Genomic DNA, 15,767 nt, shown 5'->3' with positions numbered 1-15,767 from the left:
GCGTCCTATCCTGGGCGCATGCCGAAAGCGCTGGTCGTCTCCGACGAGGTCGACGAGCGGTTGTGGACCGACGCGGTCCGCGCCGTCTCCGTCGACCTCGTCATCGGCGCCGGCGACCTCCCCTACGACTACCTGGCGTTCCTGGCCAGCGCGCTCGACGCACCGTGCGTGTTCGTGCCGGGCAACCACGACCCGGACCTGAGCGGCTACACGCGCTACGGCGGGCTGTCCATGAAGGACGGTTTCCCGACGGTCTGGCCGGGCCCGGCGGGCGGCATCAACGCCGACGGCCGGGTCGTCGACGTCGCCGGCCTCCGGTTCGCCGGGCTCGGCGGTTCGATCCGCTACAACGACGGGCCGAACCAGTGGACGCAGCGCCAGCAGGCCCGCCGGGCCCGCGGCCTGGTGCGCCGCGCCCGGTGGCGGCGGCGCCGGGACGGCAAGGACGTCGACGTCCTGCTGACGCATTCGCCGCCGCTGGACCTGGGCGACCGGGCGGACCCGCCGCACCGCGGGTTCGCGTGCCTGCACCGGACCATCGAGGTGCTGCGCCCGAAGTGGCTGCTGCACGGGCACATCCACCCGCACGGCGAGCCGGTGCCGGACCGGGTCGTCGGCTCGACGCGGATCCGCAACGTGGTGGGCCACCGGATCATGGAGTTCTCATGAAAGAGACGGGGTTTCCCCGCGCCGACGCGGAAAACGACTTCCTCCGCGCGCGCCGGGGCCAGGTGCTCTCGCGGCTTTCGACGTGGCTGCGCCGCGAGCCCGACGACGTCAACATCATGCTGCCGTTCCACGAGGTGGTGGAGGCGCTCGGGTACCTCGGCGAGCACCGGATCGGGCTGCGGGTGATCAAACTGGACTCGATCGTGGGCACCGTCGACCGCAGCCGCGACTTCGACCGCCGCTTCCGCCCGACGTCCGCCCGCGTCCGCGAGCGCTGGGAGCGCTTGGCCCTGGCCGCCCGCCGCGGCGAGGAGATCCCGCCGATCGAGGTCTACCGCGTCGGCGAGCTGCACTTCATCATCGACGGCCACCACCGGGTCTCGGTCGCCCTCGCCCAGGGACTGTCCACAATAGAAGCATCGGTGACGGTGGTCCGCACCAAACTGGACCCGGGCGGCATCCGCCACCGCGGCGACCTGATCGTCAAGGACTACCGGCGGCTGTTCCTCGAGCGGGTCCCCCTGACCGGCCACGCACGGGCGTCGGTGATCGTGTCGGACCCGTGGGACTACGCGAGGCTGGGCGAGCACGTGGAGGCGTGGGGCTTCCGGCTGATGCAGGACGAGGGCAAGTTCTGCGACCGGGCGAGCGTGGCGCAGCGCTGGTTCGAGGAGGAGTTCGGCCCGGTGGTGGCGATGCTGCGCCAGGCGGGCCTGATCGGTGACCGGACGGACGCCGAGGCGTACATGTGGGTGGCGGCGGAACGGTACCGGCTGATCCGGACGCACCGCTGGGACGACGAGGTCATCGAGGCCCTGCGGTCCCGGCCGCACTAGAAGTTCAACCCCGGCGTCAACGCCAGTTCCCGCACCTGCTCCAAGGTCAAAGCCGGCTCCGGACGCTGCTTCGGCAGCGAAACCCCCGCCTGCTCCAGCACCCCGCTGTCGTTCGACCAGAACTGCACGACCGCGTCCGGCGTCGCCAGGGCCACGCGGTGGGTCAAGGTGTCGCCGGCACGCAGCGTCGACAGCCACAGCAAGCCCTGCGGGGCCGGTTCCCTGCGGCAGACGATCTCCCCCCGTTCGTTGCACGGCGGGCCGCCCGAATTGCGGCTGGGCACCATCAGGACGTACACCGACCCGGTCCCCCGGGCATCGGTCACCCGGACCCCCATGTGGAACAACGCGTCCCGGGGCTCGTCCCCGGCCGGGTCGGCGATCAGGCGGAACGGGTCCGCCGGCGGTACTTCCCCCGGGATCGTCAACCGGGTGATCTGCGCGTCCGGCGGCAGCAGCCGGCGCACCGCGCGGCCCACCACGCAGCTCAGCCGGTCGACCAGGGCCGCGCGGGTGTCCGAAGCCGTCGGGCAGGGCGCGGTCGCCACCCCGCTCCGGTGCGGGAGCACCACGACCGCCAGGCCCAGGGCCAGCGCCACCACCGCCAGCGCCGCCGCTCCCGTCAGCAGCTGACGGCGGCGCGCCAGCCGCGCCGCCGAAAGAATCCCTTCGCCGGACAGGCCGATCGGGGGCTCGCCTTCCGTCACGTACGCCGTCAGCAAGGACCGGATCTCTTCCATTCACCACTCCTCGGCGGTCGGCGCCGGCAGGGCCGCGCGCAGGGCCTCGACCCCGCGGGCCGTCTGGGACTTGACCGTTCCTTCGGCGACGCCGAGCAGCGCCGCCACCTCGGTCACCGGGAGGTCTTCGAGGAACCGCAACACGACCATCGCGCGCTGCCGGGGCGTCAACCCGGCCAGCGCGCGCTCGACGTCGAGGCGCAACGGCGTGTCCCGGCCCGGTGGGGACTCCGTCTCCGGCACCAGCGGGGTCACGTACTCCCGCCCGGACCTCCGCCGCCCGGCCAGGAACAGGTTCAGCAGGATGCGGCGCGCGTACGCGTCGGCCGTGTCCGGGCGGACGCGCCGCCAGCGCCGGTACAGCTGGACGAACATCGCCTGCACCAGGTCCTCCGCGCCGTGCCAGTCGCCGCAGAGTGCGAAGGCCACCCGCCGGAAACGCTGGACGCGCGCGGCGAAGTACTCGCTGAAATCGAGGTCTCTCGACGGCCCCACGCGGCCCTCCTTCGCCCGTCCTCAGTCTCTCTAGTGCGCGGAGGGCCGGAAAGGTTCAACTGTCCCCCGTGCGAGCTACCCGCAGGTGTCCACCGCGAGGGGACGATTCCCGGCCGCCGGATCCCTAGCGTTCGTCACAGCCGCGGGACATCGGCCGCGGAATGGCGAAGGAGCGTTTTCATGAGGCTGGTCTGGCAGTTTCTCGCGGTCGCGGCGGTCGCGTTCGCGGGCAGTCAAGTCGTCTCGGCGGTGCAGGGGAATCCGTGGCTGACGCTCGTCTTCGGTGTCGTCACCGCGGTGCTGACGGTGGTCGTCTACCGCTGGGTGGTGCGGCGGACCGAACAGCGGCCGGTCACCGAGCTGAGCGGCCCGGGGGCGGGGCTCGCCGTCGGCCGCGGGGTGCTGGTCGGGGTCGCCCTGTTCGGCATCGTCATCGCGAACATCGCCCTGCTCGGGGACTACGAGGTCCGTGGCTGGGGCACCGTGCCGGGTGCGGTGGGCCTGCTCGGCTTCATGGCCGCCGCCGCGGTGACCGAGGAACTGCTGTTCCGCGGCGTCCTGTTCCGGATCGTCGAAGAGCGCACGGGCACCGTGCTCGCGCTGGTGCTCACCGGGGTGCTGTTCGGCCTGGTGCACCTGGTCAACCCGCACGCCAGCCTGTGGGGCGCGCTCGCCATCGCGATCGAGGCCGGCGGCATGCTGACCGCCGCGTACGTCGCGACGCGCCGGCTGTGGCTGCCGATCGGGCTGCACTTCGGCTGGAACTTCGCCGCGGCCGGACTCTTCGGCACGGAGGTCTCGGGCAACGGCACCCCGCAGGGCCTGCTGGACGCCGTGACGTCGGGCCCGGCGGTGATCACCGGTGGCAGCTTCGGCCCGGAAGGCAGCCTGTACTCGGTGCTCTTCTGCTCCCTGGGGACGGCGGCGTTCCTGTGGCTGGCCCACCGCCGCGGCCGCCTGGTGCCCCGCCGCAAGCGGGCCGGGCGGGTCGACAGCGTCACTACACTCGCCCAGTGATCGATCTCCGGCCGCTCCTGGCGCGCTGGCGCCGGCTCGGCCTCGTGGTCCGGGACCTCCCGCTCGCCCTGCTGTTCCTGGCGACGGCGTTCCTGCCGGCCCTGCAGAACCACGGGACGGAGCTGGGCGGCGTGCCGGCGCGGCCGCTGGACGTCCCGGCCATCGGGGTGCTCCTGCTCGAAACCCTCCCGCTCGCCGGGCGACGGCGGTGGCCGGCGCTGTGCCTCGCCCTGGTGTCGCTCGGCTTCGCGCTCGACCAGCTCCGCGGCTACCACTCGCCCGCCGGCACCGCGCTGGCCGTCGCGCTGGTGAGCGCCGGTACCCACCTGGACCGGCGCCGGCGCACCGCCGCGGTGGGGTTTTCCGCGGCGTACGTGCTCCTGTCGGTCGTCCTCCGCCGGCTCGGTTCCGAGCCGGTGGTCGAGTACGTCACGTTCTACCTGCTGCTGGCCTTCGCGTGGGGCATCGGCGTCTGGCTGCGCTCCACCCGCGCGGCGGAGGCCGACCGGCGCCGCCGCGTCGCGGAGGCCACGCTCGCCGCCGAACGGACCCGCATCGCCCGCGAGCTGCACGACGTCGTCACCCACCACGTCACGGCGATGGTCGTGCAGGCCGAGGCCGCCCGGTACCTCACCGCCGCCCCCGAACGCCTGGAGGAGACGCTGACCGCGATCACCGGCACCGGCCGCCGGGCCATCGGCGACCTGCGGCACCTGCTGGACCTGCTCAACCCCGGCCACGGTCCCGAAGCCGCCACGCCGCCGCCGGGCGGGCTCCGGCCGCTCGTCGACCACGCGCGCCAGGCCGGGCAGCCGGTGGAGTTCACCGAGGAGGGCACCCCGGCCGAGTCCGCCTGCAGCGCCGAGCTGGTGGTCTACCGGGTCGTGCAGGAAGCGCTGACGAACGCCCTCAAGCACGCCCGCGGCAGCCGCACGACGGTCCGCGTGTGCCACGGGGAACGGGAGATCGAGGTGGAGATCGGCACGGCGGGTTCCGGGAGCGTGTCACCCGGCGGGAGCGGGCGCGGCCTCGCGGGCCTGCGCGAACGGGTCGGGGTGCTGGGCGGGGACTTCAGCGCGGGCGCACGCGACGGCGCCGGCTTCGTCGTGCGGGCCCGGATCCCCACCGGGAGCCGGCCGTGACCGCGCCGATCCGGGTCCTCGTCTGCGACGACCAGATGCTCATCCGCACCGGGCTGGTGACGATCATCGGCGCCCAGCCCGATTTCGAGGTCGTCGGCGAGTGCGGCGACGGGCGCGCCGCGGTCGACCTCGCCGCGCGGCTGCACCCGGACGTCGTGGTGATGGACGTGCGGATGCCGGTGCTCGACGGCATCGAGGCCACCCGCCTGCTGGCCGGGGCCGGGGTCCCGCACCCGGTCAAGGTGCTGGTGCTGACGACGTTCAACCTCGACGAGTACGTCTACGAGGCCCTGCGCGCCGGCGCGAGCGGGTTCCTGCTCAAGGACGCGCCGCCGGACCGGCTGCTGCACGGGATCCGGACCGTCGCCACCGGCGCGGCGCTGCTGGACCCGGACGTGACGCGCCAGCTGGTCGGCCGGCACGCGGCCCGGATCCGGCCCGCCCCGGACGCCGCGCCCGACGTCCCGCTGACGCCCCGCGAACTGGAGGTGCTCCGCCTCATCGCGGACGGGCTTTCCAACAGCGAAATCGCGGCGAGGCTCGTGATCAGCCAGGAAACCGTGAAGACGTTCGTGTCGCGCATCCTGACCAAGCTGCAGCTGCGCGACCGCGTCCAGGCCGTCGTCTACGCCTACCGCCACGGCCTGGTGACGTGACCGGAAGACCGGTCACGTCACCAGGAACCATCAGATGTGCACGGCGCCCGGCGCCGCTTCGCCCTTCGGGACACCCGGGCGCAGCAGCAGGCCGCTGAGCACCGCACCCGCCACGAAGATGACCGCGGCCCAGGTGAACGCCGTCGTGTAGCTCTCGATCGCCGCCTCGGCCGCCAGCTGCGGCGTCGGGACCTTGCCCGCGAGGTAGGCGGTCGCCGCGTTGCCGGCGAGCGTCGAAAGCAGGGCCGTGCCGATCGAGCCACCGACCTGCTGCATCGTGTTCACCGCGGCCGACGCGACACCGGCGTCGTGCGCCTCGACGCCGAACGTCGCGACGCTCATCGCCGGCGCCATCGCCAGGCCGATGCCGAAGCCCATCACGAGCAGCGGGCCCAGCACGCCGGAGGCGTACGTGCTGTCGAGGCCGATCCCGCTCAGCCAGAACAGGCCGCCGGCGGCGATCGCCATGCCGGTCGGCACCAGCGGCCGCGGGCCGACCCGCGGCAGCAGCACGGCCGTCGCCGTGGTGGCGGCCAGCATCAGCGTCGCCACCATCGGCAGGAACCCGACGCCGCTCTGGATCGGCGTGAACTGCAGGTTCTGCTGCACGTAGAAGGTCAGGAACAGGAAGATCGCGAACATGCCGATGGCGAGCAGGAACATCGCCAGGTACGAGCCGCCGCGGTCCCGGTCGAGCAGCACGCGCAGCGGCAGCAGCGGGTGTTCGACGCGCTGCTGCAGCCACACGAACACGCCCAGCAGCACCACGCCGGCGGCCAGGAAGCCCCAGACCGACACCGCCGACCACGAGTCCGACTCGGCGTTGGCGAAGCCGTAGACCAGCGCGAAGAGACCGGCCGACGCCGTCACCGTGCCGGGCAGGTCGAGCTTCGGCCGCGGGCCGTCGTCCTTCTGGTTGCGCAGCAGGACCGAGCTGCCCACGAACGCGACGACCGCGAAGATGATGTTCACGAACATGCACCAGCGCCAGTCGAGGTACTCGGTGAGCACGCCGCCGAGCAGCAGCCCGACCGCGGCGCCGCCACCGCCGATGGCGCCGAACACGCCGAACGCGCGGCCGCGCTCCTTCGGGTCGGTGAACGTCGTGGTCAGCAGCGAAAGCGTGGCGGGCGCGAGCAGCGCGCCGAACACGCCCTGTGCCGCCCGGGCGACCAGCAGCATCTCGATGTTGGTCGCGAAGCCGCCGAGCGCGGACACCGCGGCGAAGCCGGCCAGGCCGACGAGGAGGGTGTTCTTGCGGCCGAAGAGGTCCGCGAGCCGGCCGCCGAGCAGCAGGAGACTGCCGAAGGCGAGCGCGTACGCGGTGACGACCCACTGCCGGGCGTCGTTGGAGAAGCCCAGGTCGACCTGGGCGGACGGCAGCGCGATGTTCACGACGGTCGCGTCCAGCACGACCATCAGCTGCGCGATGCCGATCATCACCAGGATCAGCCAGCGTCTGCTGTGGTGGGGGTTTTCGACGGCGCGCGTGTCCCCCGACGGCGCGACGGCGAGTGTGGACTCGGACATGGAGGGTCCTCACAGAACGTGATCAGAAGATTATGTGGAGTAGGTATCTCCCCTTACTCGCCCCAAGGTACACAAGAACCGGAGAGGGCGCCTCTACTTCTCGGGTTAGACTGGAGGCATGGCACGGGACGCTGGTCCCGCCGCACCGGCGCGGCCGCTGCGGCGTGACGCTGAACTCAACCGCCGTCGCATCCTCGCGTCGGCCCGCGAGGTGTTCGGCCGGCGCGGGCTCGAAGCCACGCTGGACGACATCGCCCACCACGCCGGCCTCGGCGTCGGCACGGTGTACCGCCGCTTCCCCAGCAAGGAACACCTGGTCGAAGCGATGTTCGCCGAGCGGATGGAGGAAATCGGCGATCTCGCGGAGCAAGCACTGAAGGCTTCGGACCCGTGGCAGGCGTTCGTCGACTTCACCTGGAAGTCGATCGAGCTTCACTCGGGCGACCGCGGGCTGCGCGAGATCATGCTGTCGAACAAGTTCGGCCACGAGCACGTGGCCGAGGAAAAAGCCCGGTTGGTGCCGTTGATCACACAGCTGGTCGAGCGGGCCAAGGAGGCGGGCGGCCTGCGCCCCGACTTCTCCCCGACGGACACGCCGCTGCTGCACATGATGATCGGCTCGGTGATCGAGTTCACCTCGGCGGTGGAGCCGGACCTGTGGCGCCGCTGCCTGGCGATGTTGCTGGACGGCCTGCGAGCGCAGCCGGGCAAGCCGTCGAAGCTGCCGAGGCCGCCACTGGGGATCGACGAAGTGGACGAAGCGATGTCCTGCTGGCGCCCGTGACGCACAGCGGTGCGCCGGTGATCGCCTCGCCGATCACCGGCGCCCCCGGACGCGTCACTCGGACGGGATGACCGCCCACAGGATCAGGTAAGCCACGAACTGCGGCCCGGGCAGCAGGCACGACAGCACGGCCAGCAGCCGGACGGTCCCGGCCTTCATCCCGTACCGCTGGGCCAGGCCAGCACAAACGCCGCCGATCATGCGGCCGTGACGCGGACGGGACAGCCTTTGGGTGACCGGTGCGCTCATCGTCTTTCCCTTTCCTCGAATTTCCGATACCACCACTTCACCACCGGAGTACCCGCTTCCGCATCGCTCGCGGGATGGATCGCTCCCTTAGGGGACGGCAAAGGCGAAAAACGTTCAGGAGACCGGCGAAACCCGGGCCGAGGCTCCGAAATCCGCCTGAACAGCGGGTTCGCCCGGAGCGATCCGGAGAATATTGAGAGATGTCCCCGTCAGGGCTGGTTTTTCCGCGCGATGTGGTGATACTTGCACCCCGTGTACCCGCGTCCGAAAAGCTTGGCCGTCGCGATGCTCTGCGCCCTGCTCACCGGTGGCTGCGCCGCCACCCAGGCCGCGCCCGAGCAGAATTCCGGGCCCACGCCGCTGACCGCCGCCGACGCGCTCGGGGACTTCGGCAGCGTCGACTACTGCAGCCTGCTGACCGTGCCCGGGGTGACGTCCGCCGTCCCGACGTTCGAGAGCTGCCACGCCCAGGCCGGCGCGCGGACGATCCTCGTCGGGCCGCTGGCCTTCGACTCCGACCCGAACATCAAGCCCTACGACTACCCCGGCCCGGTACCGGACGGCGTGGCGATCCAGCAGTCGATGTTCAACGACCGCAGCGCCTGCACCCGCGCCATCACCTTCGCCGACGGCAACCGGCTCGACCTGTCGGTCACCGACGACGGCACCGACCAGGACGGCCGCTGCGACGTGGCGGACGCCGCCGTCGGCTCGGCGCTGGGCGCGATCACCGCGCACAAGGTCGGCAGGCTGACGTTCCCGGACGGCTCGTGGGGCCGGGTGGCGCCGTGCGTCCCGCTCGACAACCACGATCTCGACGCCGCCGCGGGCCCGAAGAGCCAGCCGACGACCGGCCTGTCCGGGCACAGCTGCATCCGCGGCAAGGTGAGCTTCAAGCTGACGGTGGAGACGACGGAACCGGCGGGCCCGGTCGAGAAGCTCGGCGGCCGCGACGCCCGCGTCCGGCTGTCGGGCGCGTTCTGCCTGGCCGACACGACCCAGCCGGCCCCCGGCCTGCCCGGCCGGCGCGAGCTGGCCGAGATCAGCGTCGTCGAAACGGCAGGCACCGCGGGCGACGGCACGTGCGCCCTGGCCCGCACCGCGGCCGGCTCGATCTTCCCCCGCCTCCCGGCCCGCTGACCGGTCGTGAGTGAGAAACAGTGTTAGAACACCGTTTCTCACTCACGACCGCGGCGGCAGGGTCAGTCCTCGTAGGTGAGGTTCTTGCCGTTGGACGGGTCGAACAGCTTGATCTTGTCCGCGTCGTACCAGATCTCGAGATCGGCGTTCTCCGCCGCCGACGATTCGGCCGAGAGGCGGGCCACGATCTGGGACTCCGCGCCCGGGACGTCGGACGAACCGCTGTCCGCGGCCAGCTCCGCCAGCTCCTCGGACGTCGCCGTCTCGCCCTCCAGCGTGAAGTGGGCGAACTTCTCCGAACCCATCGACTCGAGCACGTCGATGTGCGCGGTGAACGTCCCGCCGCCGCTCTTGTCGGCGACCAGCGCCGCGTCCTCGAAGTGCTCCGGCCGGATGCCGACGATCACCTCGCGGGGCGCGTTCGCCCGCTCCACCAGCCGCCGGACCCGGTCGGTCAGCGGCGTCGTGCCCAGCGCGCTGCGCAGCTCGTTGTTCTCCAGCGTCGCCGGGACGAAGTTCATCGACGGCGAGCCGATGAACCCGGCCACGAACAGGTTCGCCGGGTTGTCGTAGAGGAACTGCGGCGAGCCGATCTGCTGCACGTACCCGGCCCGCAGCACCACGACCCGGTCGCCCAGGGTCATGGCCTCGGTCTGGTCGTGCGTCACGTACAGCGTGGTCGTGCCGAGCTGCTTCTGGATCTTCGACACCGACGTCCGCATCTGGCCGCGCAGCTTGGCGTCCAGGTTGGACAGCGGCTCGTCCATCAGGAACGCCTTCGGGCTCCGGACGATCGCCCGGCCCATCGCGACGCGCTGGCGCTGGCCACCGGAGAGGTTGGCCGGCTTGCGGTCCAGGTGCGCGGTCAGGTCGAGGATCGTCGCCGCCTCCTCCACCTTCGCCCGCACGGTCTTGTCGTCGACCTTGGCCAGCCGCAGCGGGAAGGCCATGTTCTCCCGGACGCTCATGTGCGGGTAGAGCGCGTAGGACTGGAACACCATCGCGATGTCCCGGTCCTTCGGCGCCTTCTCGTTGACGCGCTGGCCGTCGATGCGCAGCTCGCCGGAGGAGATGTCCTCCAGGCCGGCCACCATGTTCAGCGTCGTCGACTTCCCGCAGCCGGACGGGCCGACCAGGATGATGAACTCGCCGTCGGCCACGGTGATGTCCACTTCGGACACAGCGAGGGCGCCGTCGGGGTACTTCTTCGACACCTTGTCGAGCACGATCTCTGCCATAGCGCTACCCCTTCACCGCACCGGAGGTCAGCCCCGCCACGATGCGACGCTGGAAGAACAAGACGAACACAATGATCGGGATGGTGATCACGACCGCGGCCGCGCACACCTGCCCGGTCGGGTCCTCGAACTGCGAGGACCCGGTGAAGAACGACAGCGCCGCCGGCACCGTGCGCGACGCCGTGGTCGACGTCAGCGAGATGGCGAACAGGAAGTCGTTCCAGCAGAAGATGAACACCAGGATCGCCGTGGTGAACACGCCCGGCGCGGCCAGCGGCGCGATCACCTTCCGGAACGCCTGCGCCGGGGTGGCGCCGTCCATCTTCGCCGCCTTTTCCAGCTCCCACGGGATTTCCCGGAAGAACGCCGACAGCGTGTAGATCGACAGCGGCAGCGCGAACGTGATGTAGGGCAGGATCAGCCCCGGCCACGTGTCGAACAGCCCGATGTTCCGCTCGATGTTGAACAGCGGCGTCACCAGCGACACCTGCGGGAACATCGCGATCAGCAGCGACAGCCCGACGAGCACCTGCTTGCCGGGGAAGTCGAGCCGGGCGACCGCGTACGCGGCCATCGTGCCCAGCACCACCGCGATCACGGTCGAGATGATCGCGATGCCGATCGAGTTGACCAGCGCCAGCAGGAACTCCGACGTCTGGAAGATGTCCGCGTAGTTCTGCCAGGTCCACGACTGCGGGACGAACGACCCGTCGGTGATCGTGTCCTTGGTCTTGAACGACAGCGACACCACCCAGAGCACCGGCACCAGCGCGAACACCAGCACGAGGATGTCGACCAGGCCCCACCTGACCTTGCGGCCCGTCGTCACGGTTCCCATCGCCATCAGCGCTTACCCCCGTCGTCCGAACCCGGTGCGGCCGTGCCGAACACCTTGATGAAGATGAACGCGATGATCGCCACCGTGATGAAGATCAGCACCGCCATCGTCGACCCGATGCCGAGGTTGAGCCCCTTGACCAGGTTGTCATAGGTCTGCATCGACACCGACCCGGTGTCCTGCGCGCCGTTGGTGAGCACGTAGATGTTGTCGAAGATGCGGAACGCGTCGAGCGTGCGGAACAGCAGCGCCACCAGGATCGCCGGCTTCATCACCGGCAGCATCACCTTCGTGAACCGCTGCCACGCGCTCGCGCCGTCCATCGCCGCCGCCTTGAGCAGGTCGTCCGGCACCAGCGCCAGACCGGCCATCAGCAGCAGCGCCATGAACGGCGTGGTCTTCCACACCTCGGCGCCGATGATGATGAACAGCGACGGCCACTGCTCGGTGAGCGGGGCCGCGTCCGAGGCGAGCATGTTCGCCAGGTAACCGGTCTTCGGCGTCCACGCGTAGTACCACGAGAACGCCGCGACGACCGTGACGATGCCGTACGGGATCAGCGCGACGGTGCGGACCAGGCCGCGGCCGACGAGCGTCCGGTGCATGATCAGCGCCAGCGCCATGCCGAGCACGAACTCGATGGCCACCGACACGACGGTCAGGAACATCGTGGTGCCGAACGCCGTCCACCAGTACGAACTGGACAGCACGGCGCCGTAGTTGTCGAAGCCGACGAACTGCTGCTGCGCCGGGAACCGCAGGTCGTACCGCTGCAGCGACAGCCAGATCGAGTAGAGGATCGGGTAGCCGGTGACCGCGATCATCACGATGAACGCGGGCGCGCACAGCCACAGCCCGAGCCGCCGCTCGGCCTTCTTCCCTTCGGAGAGGGCGGGTTTGCCCTTCTTGTGCGACGTCGCCTCCCCGGCGACCGTGGCCCCGGTGGTGTCGGCCGGGGTCGAGTCCTGGACGGTCACGGGATCACTCCCTTCGACTGGAGCGCGTCACCGAGCTGCTCCCGCAGCTTGGCCGCGGTGGCCTGCGGGTCGATGTCCGACGGCGGCGAAAGGATCTTCGAGATGACCGTCGAGGCGTTCTGGTACGCCGGGGTCAGCGGGCGCACCGCGGCCGTCTTGAGCGCGGCGAGGATGGCCTCCCGCATCGGGTACTGGATCGCCATGTTCGGATTGTCGGCGGACGCCGGCTTGCTCGGGTCGAGCGGAACGTCGTTGTGGTACACCGATTCGATGCTCGGCGGCACGCCGTCGTTGATCGCGGAGATCTTCTGGCTCTCCGGGCTGCGCAGGCACAGCGCCGCCTCGAACGCCTCCGGCTTGTGCTGCGAGTACGTGCTCACCGCCAGGTCGAACCCGCCGATCGTGGTCCGCGCGGGCATCCCGGCCTGTGCCGCGGGGTAGACCGCCCACTTGAAGTGCGGCAGGTCCGCCTTCTTGTCCTTGGCGTAGGCGGCGTAGACGTACGGCCAGTTGAGCTGGAACGCGGCCTGGCCGCGCTGGAACGCCTGCCGGATGTCGTCTTCCTTCATGTTGCTCAGCGACGGGTCGGTGAGCCCCGAGGTCGCGGCCTTCTTGAGCAGTTCCAGCGCCTTCACGGCCCCGTCGTCCATCACGACGGACTTGCCGTCGTCGGACAGGATGTGCCCGCCCATCGAGGCGACCAGCGTGTTGTAGAAGACGACCAGGCCCTCGTACTGCGCGCCGGTGAACACGATCTCGTAGGGCTTGCCCTGCCCCTTGAGCTCCTGGGACTTCTGCATCATCTCGTCCCAGGTCGCCGGCGGCCGCGGCGAGACCCGGTCGTCGTACCAGAGCAGCTGGACGTTGGTGTTCTTCGTGGCCGCGTAGAGCTTCCCGTTGTGGGTCGCGGTGTCCAGCGGGCCCTGCAGGACGCCCTGCGACGCCTCCGCCTTGTTCTGGCCGGTCCACTCCTCGGCCCAGCCGGCTTCGGCGAACTCCGAGACCCACGTGACGTCGAGGCCCAGGATGTCCATGGCGGTGTCACCCGCCGCCAGCCGGCGTGCCATCTGCAGCCGCTGGTCGTCCGCCCCGCGCGGGAGCTTGTTGTAGACGATCTCGTACTTGCCGGCCGCCTTCTGGTTGCAGCCGTCCACCACTTTCTGGAAGTTGTCCTCGGGCGACATGTAGATGTTGATCTTCAGTCCGGAACTCGTCCCGCACCCGGCCAGCATGCCGGTCACCAATGCCCCTGCCCCCAGCAGGACTGCGGTGCGGCCGGGCGAGCGTCCCCGTTTGCCCGCGCCGATCCTCTTCCCCATAAGGCCTCCTCACCCGCGTGCACGCCGGTTACCGCGGTACCCGGTGGGCACCGCGACGCGATGAGGCGAAACCGCGCCAGCACCCCGACGTGCTAGTGCTCGGGCCGCCGCGCTGGTTGGGCGAGGCCGCCCGACTGGTGTCGGACAACTTATGCCGGGCGATCACACCCCGCAAGCAGTATCGGTAACGATTCAGCCCACCGCGCGTCGAATCGTGATTTTTCCCTGGTAGGAGAGGGGTTTTCTAGGGGTTGGCCGACGGCGGTTTGAGCGCCAGCTTGGCCAGCAGTTCCCGGCCCTGCTCGGCGGAGCGCGGCTGGCACAGGACGTCGTAGCGGCCGGCGACGAGCTGGCTCGCCGAGGAGAAGTCCCGGCGGCGGCCCCGCGACATGCTGTACCCGATCGCCGCGAACATCAGCCCGGACAGCACGCCGAGCACGACCCCGGTCAGCACCTGCAACGCGAAGCCCTGGTTGACGAACAACCCCAGCAGCAGCCCCGCGAAGAGGCCGAACCACGCGCCGGACACCGCGCCGGTGCCGAGCACGCGACCCCAGGTGAGCCGCCCGATCACGCGCTCGACGAGCATCAGGTCGACGCCGACGATCGTGACGTCACCGACGGAGAACTCGCTCTCGGCGAGGAAGTCGACCGCCTGCTGCGCCTCGCCGTAGGTCGCGTACGACCCGATCGGCCAGCCGGTCGGCGGCGTCGGCAGCCGCGGCAGGCCACCGGGCGCCCGGCCCCCGCCAAAGGGACTACTCACATCATCACCTGCACACTCGTGGGTCCGGGTGTCCATCTTGTCAAGAACACCCGGACCGTGCGAGCCGCTTACCCCGAAAGGCCGGGCGGCCGTTTGTCGACAGGGCGACAAACGTGCTCAGGACCGCGACTTGTACTCCCGCAGCAGGCCGCGGCTGATGATCGTCTTCTGGATTTCGCTGGTGCCCTCGCCGATGAGCAGGAACGGCGCCTCGCGCATGAGCCGCTCGATCTCGTACTCCTTCGAGTACCCGTAACCGCCGTGGATCCGGAACGCGTCCTGCGTGACCTCGGCGCAGTACTCGGACGCGATCAGCTTCGCCATCCCGGCCTCGACGTCGTTGCGGGCACCGGAGTCCTTGAGGCGGGCCGCGTTCACCATCATCAGGTGCGCGGCCTCGACCTTGGTCGCCATCTCGGCCAGCTTGAACGCGACGGCCTGGTGCTCGGCGATCGCCTTGCCGAACGTCTTGCGCTGCTGCGCGTACTCCACCGCCAGCTCGAACGCCCGGATCGCGATGCCGCAGGCGCGTGCGGCGACGTTCACGCGGCCGACCTCGACACCGTCCATCATGTACGCGAAGCCCTTGCCGGGCGCCTCGCCGAGGACCATGTCGGCGCCGATCTCGTAGCCGTCGAAGACCGCTTCGGTCGTGTCGACGCCCTTGTAGCCCATCTTGTCGATCTTGCCGGGGATGGTCAGCCCGGGCGCCACCTCGCCGAAGCCCTCCGGCTTCTCGACCAGGAACGTGGTCAGGTTCTGGTGCGGCTTCTCCGCACCTTCGTCGGTCTTGACCAGCAGCGCGATCAGGTTGGACGAGCCGCCGTTGGTCAGCCACATCTTCGAGCCGTCGATGACGTAGCCGTCGCCGCTCTTCTTCGCCTTGGTCTTGATCGCGGCGACGTCCGACCCGAGGTCGGGCTCGGACATCGAGAACGAGCCGCGGACCTCGCCGGTGGCCATCCGGGGCAGGAAGTGCTGCTTCTGCGCGGCCGTGCCGTGGCGGGAGATCATGTGCGCGACGATGAAGTGGGTGTTGATCACGCCGGACACGCTCATCCAGCCCCGCGCGATCTCCTCGACGACCAGCGCGTAGGTCAGCAGCGACTCGCCGAGCCCGCCGTACTCCTCCGGGATGGTGATCCCGAACAGGCCCATCTCCTTCATGCCCTCGACGATGTCGGCGGGGTAGGTGTCGGCGTGCTCGAGCTCCTGCGCGTGCGGGATGACCTCCTTGTCCACGAACTGGCGGACGGTCGCGAGGATCTCCGACTGCACGTCGGTCAGGCCGGCGGTCTGGGCGAGACGGGCCATCACGGCTCCCTTTCCGGATACGACGCCGCTCCCGGCGCTGGGTTACCGGTGAGTATG

17 protein-coding genes are annotated in these 15,767 nt (G+C 70.3%); 7 read left to right on the top strand and 10 right to left on the bottom strand.

All coding sequences use genetic code 11. The features are described 5' to 3' along the window. The first annotated feature begins 18 nt into the window (after positions 1–18). Together AB0J55_RS32330 and AB0J55_RS32325 are read left to right on the top strand one after the other, a co-directional pair. Complete coding sequence (locus AB0J55_RS32330; RefSeq protein WP_364257008.1) at positions 19–669, top strand: metallophosphoesterase; 651 nt, start codon at positions 19–21, stop codon at positions 667–669. After that, positions 666–1,505: a chromosome partitioning protein ParB gene (locus AB0J55_RS32325; RefSeq protein ID WP_364257005.1), complete on the top strand. Its 840-nt coding sequence runs from the start codon at positions 666–668 to the stop codon at positions 1,503–1,505. The genes AB0J55_RS32330 and AB0J55_RS32325 overlap by 4 nt, the downstream gene beginning before the upstream one ends. Here AB0J55_RS32325 and AB0J55_RS32320 read toward each other — a convergent pair. Beyond that, positions 1,502–2,245: a hypothetical protein gene (locus tag AB0J55_RS32320; RefSeq protein ID WP_364257002.1), complete on the bottom strand. Its 744-nt coding sequence runs from the start codon at positions 2,243–2,245 to the stop codon at positions 1,502–1,504. The genes AB0J55_RS32325 and AB0J55_RS32320 overlap by 4 nt on opposite strands. After that, the gene (locus tag AB0J55_RS32315) at positions 2,246–2,740 is read right to left on the bottom strand and encodes a SigE family RNA polymerase sigma factor (protein ID WP_364256999.1); all 495 of its coding nucleotides are present in this window, start codon (positions 2,738–2,740) and stop codon (positions 2,246–2,248) included. 180 nt (positions 2,741–2,920) lie between these two features. Between AB0J55_RS32315 and AB0J55_RS32310 the strand changes: the two genes are divergently transcribed. The 3 genes from AB0J55_RS32310 to AB0J55_RS32300 are packed head-to-tail and all read left to right on the top strand — an operon-like array spanning position 2,921 to position 5,555. Continuing rightward, positions 2,921–3,757, top strand: coding sequence for a CPBP family intramembrane glutamic endopeptidase (locus tag AB0J55_RS32310; RefSeq protein ID WP_364256996.1), 837 nt, complete (start codon positions 2,921–2,923; stop codon positions 3,755–3,757). After that, the gene (locus AB0J55_RS32305) at positions 3,754–4,899 is read left to right on the top strand and encodes a histidine kinase (RefSeq protein ID WP_364256993.1); all 1,146 of its coding nucleotides are present in this window, start codon (positions 3,754–3,756) and stop codon (positions 4,897–4,899) included. The genes AB0J55_RS32310 and AB0J55_RS32305 overlap by 4 nt, the downstream gene beginning before the upstream one ends. Continuing rightward, positions 4,896–5,555, top strand: a complete 660-nt coding sequence (locus tag AB0J55_RS32300; RefSeq protein WP_364256990.1) for a response regulator transcription factor — start codon at positions 4,896–4,898, stop codon at positions 5,553–5,555. The genes AB0J55_RS32305 and AB0J55_RS32300 overlap by 4 nt, the downstream gene beginning before the upstream one ends. Positions 5,556–5,585: 30 nt before the next feature. Here the strand turns inward: AB0J55_RS32300 and AB0J55_RS32295 are convergent, their stop codons facing one another. Beyond that, positions 5,586–7,085, bottom strand: coding sequence for an MFS transporter (locus AB0J55_RS32295; protein ID WP_364256987.1), 1,500 nt, complete (start codon positions 7,083–7,085; stop codon positions 5,586–5,588). Between the two features lie 118 nt (positions 7,086–7,203). Between AB0J55_RS32295 and AB0J55_RS32290 the strand changes: the two genes are divergently transcribed. After that, entirely contained in the window at positions 7,204–7,869 is a 666-nt protein-coding gene (locus AB0J55_RS32290) for a TetR/AcrR family transcriptional regulator (protein ID WP_364256984.1), read from the top strand. Positions 7,870–7,923: 54 nt separating this feature from the next. On the opposite strand, the gene AB0J55_RS32285 is transcribed toward AB0J55_RS32290, so the two are convergent. Beyond that, complete coding sequence (locus AB0J55_RS32285) at positions 7,924–8,118, bottom strand: PspC domain-containing protein (protein WP_364256981.1); 195 nt, start codon at positions 8,116–8,118, stop codon at positions 7,924–7,926. A gap of 252 nt (positions 8,119–8,370) precedes the next feature. On the opposite strand from AB0J55_RS32285, the gene AB0J55_RS32280 reads away from it, so the two are divergent. Then, positions 8,371–9,258, top strand: a complete 888-nt coding sequence (locus AB0J55_RS32280) for a hypothetical protein (protein ID WP_364256978.1) — start codon at positions 8,371–8,373, stop codon at positions 9,256–9,258. A 62-nt stretch (positions 9,259–9,320) separates the two neighbouring features. Here the strand turns inward: AB0J55_RS32280 and ugpC are convergent, their stop codons facing one another. From ugpC to AB0J55_RS32250, 6 genes are all read right to left on the bottom strand, one after another. Beyond that, complete coding sequence (gene ugpC, locus AB0J55_RS32275; RefSeq protein ID WP_364256975.1) at positions 9,321–10,496, bottom strand: sn-glycerol-3-phosphate ABC transporter ATP-binding protein UgpC; 1,176 nt, start codon at positions 10,494–10,496, stop codon at positions 9,321–9,323. A gap of 4 nt (positions 10,497–10,500) precedes the next feature. Further along, complete coding sequence (locus AB0J55_RS32270) at positions 10,501–11,340, bottom strand: carbohydrate ABC transporter permease (RefSeq protein ID WP_364256972.1); 840 nt, start codon at positions 11,338–11,340, stop codon at positions 10,501–10,503. Continuing rightward, positions 11,340–12,311 carry a sugar ABC transporter permease gene (locus AB0J55_RS32265; protein ID WP_364256969.1) on the bottom strand — a complete coding sequence of 324 codons (972 nt, stop codon included), beginning with the start codon at positions 12,309–12,311 and terminating at the stop codon, positions 11,340–11,342. The genes AB0J55_RS32270 and AB0J55_RS32265 overlap by 1 nt, the downstream gene beginning before the upstream one ends. Continuing rightward, a complete protein-coding gene (locus tag AB0J55_RS32260; protein WP_364256966.1) occupies positions 12,308–13,630 on the bottom strand; it encodes an ABC transporter substrate-binding protein in 1,323 nt (440 codons plus the stop codon). The genes AB0J55_RS32265 and AB0J55_RS32260 overlap by 4 nt, the downstream gene beginning before the upstream one ends. 244 nt (positions 13,631–13,874) lie before the next feature. Next, positions 13,875–14,432: a general stress protein gene (locus AB0J55_RS32255; protein ID WP_364256963.1), complete on the bottom strand. Its 558-nt coding sequence runs from the start codon at positions 14,430–14,432 to the stop codon at positions 13,875–13,877. Between the two features lie 81 nt (positions 14,433–14,513). Next, complete coding sequence (locus AB0J55_RS32250; RefSeq protein ID WP_364256960.1) at positions 14,514–15,710, bottom strand: acyl-CoA dehydrogenase family protein; 1,197 nt, start codon at positions 15,708–15,710, stop codon at positions 14,514–14,516. Between the last annotated feature and the right edge of the window lie 57 nt (positions 15,711–15,767).

Source organism: Amycolatopsis sp. NPDC049688 (assembly GCF_040674975.1).
Classification (GTDB): domain Bacteria; phylum Actinomycetota; class Actinomycetes; order Mycobacteriales; family Pseudonocardiaceae; genus Amycolatopsis.
The sequence above is the reverse complement of the archived record's forward strand: the minus strand, read 5'-3'. Positions and strand labels throughout refer to the sequence as shown.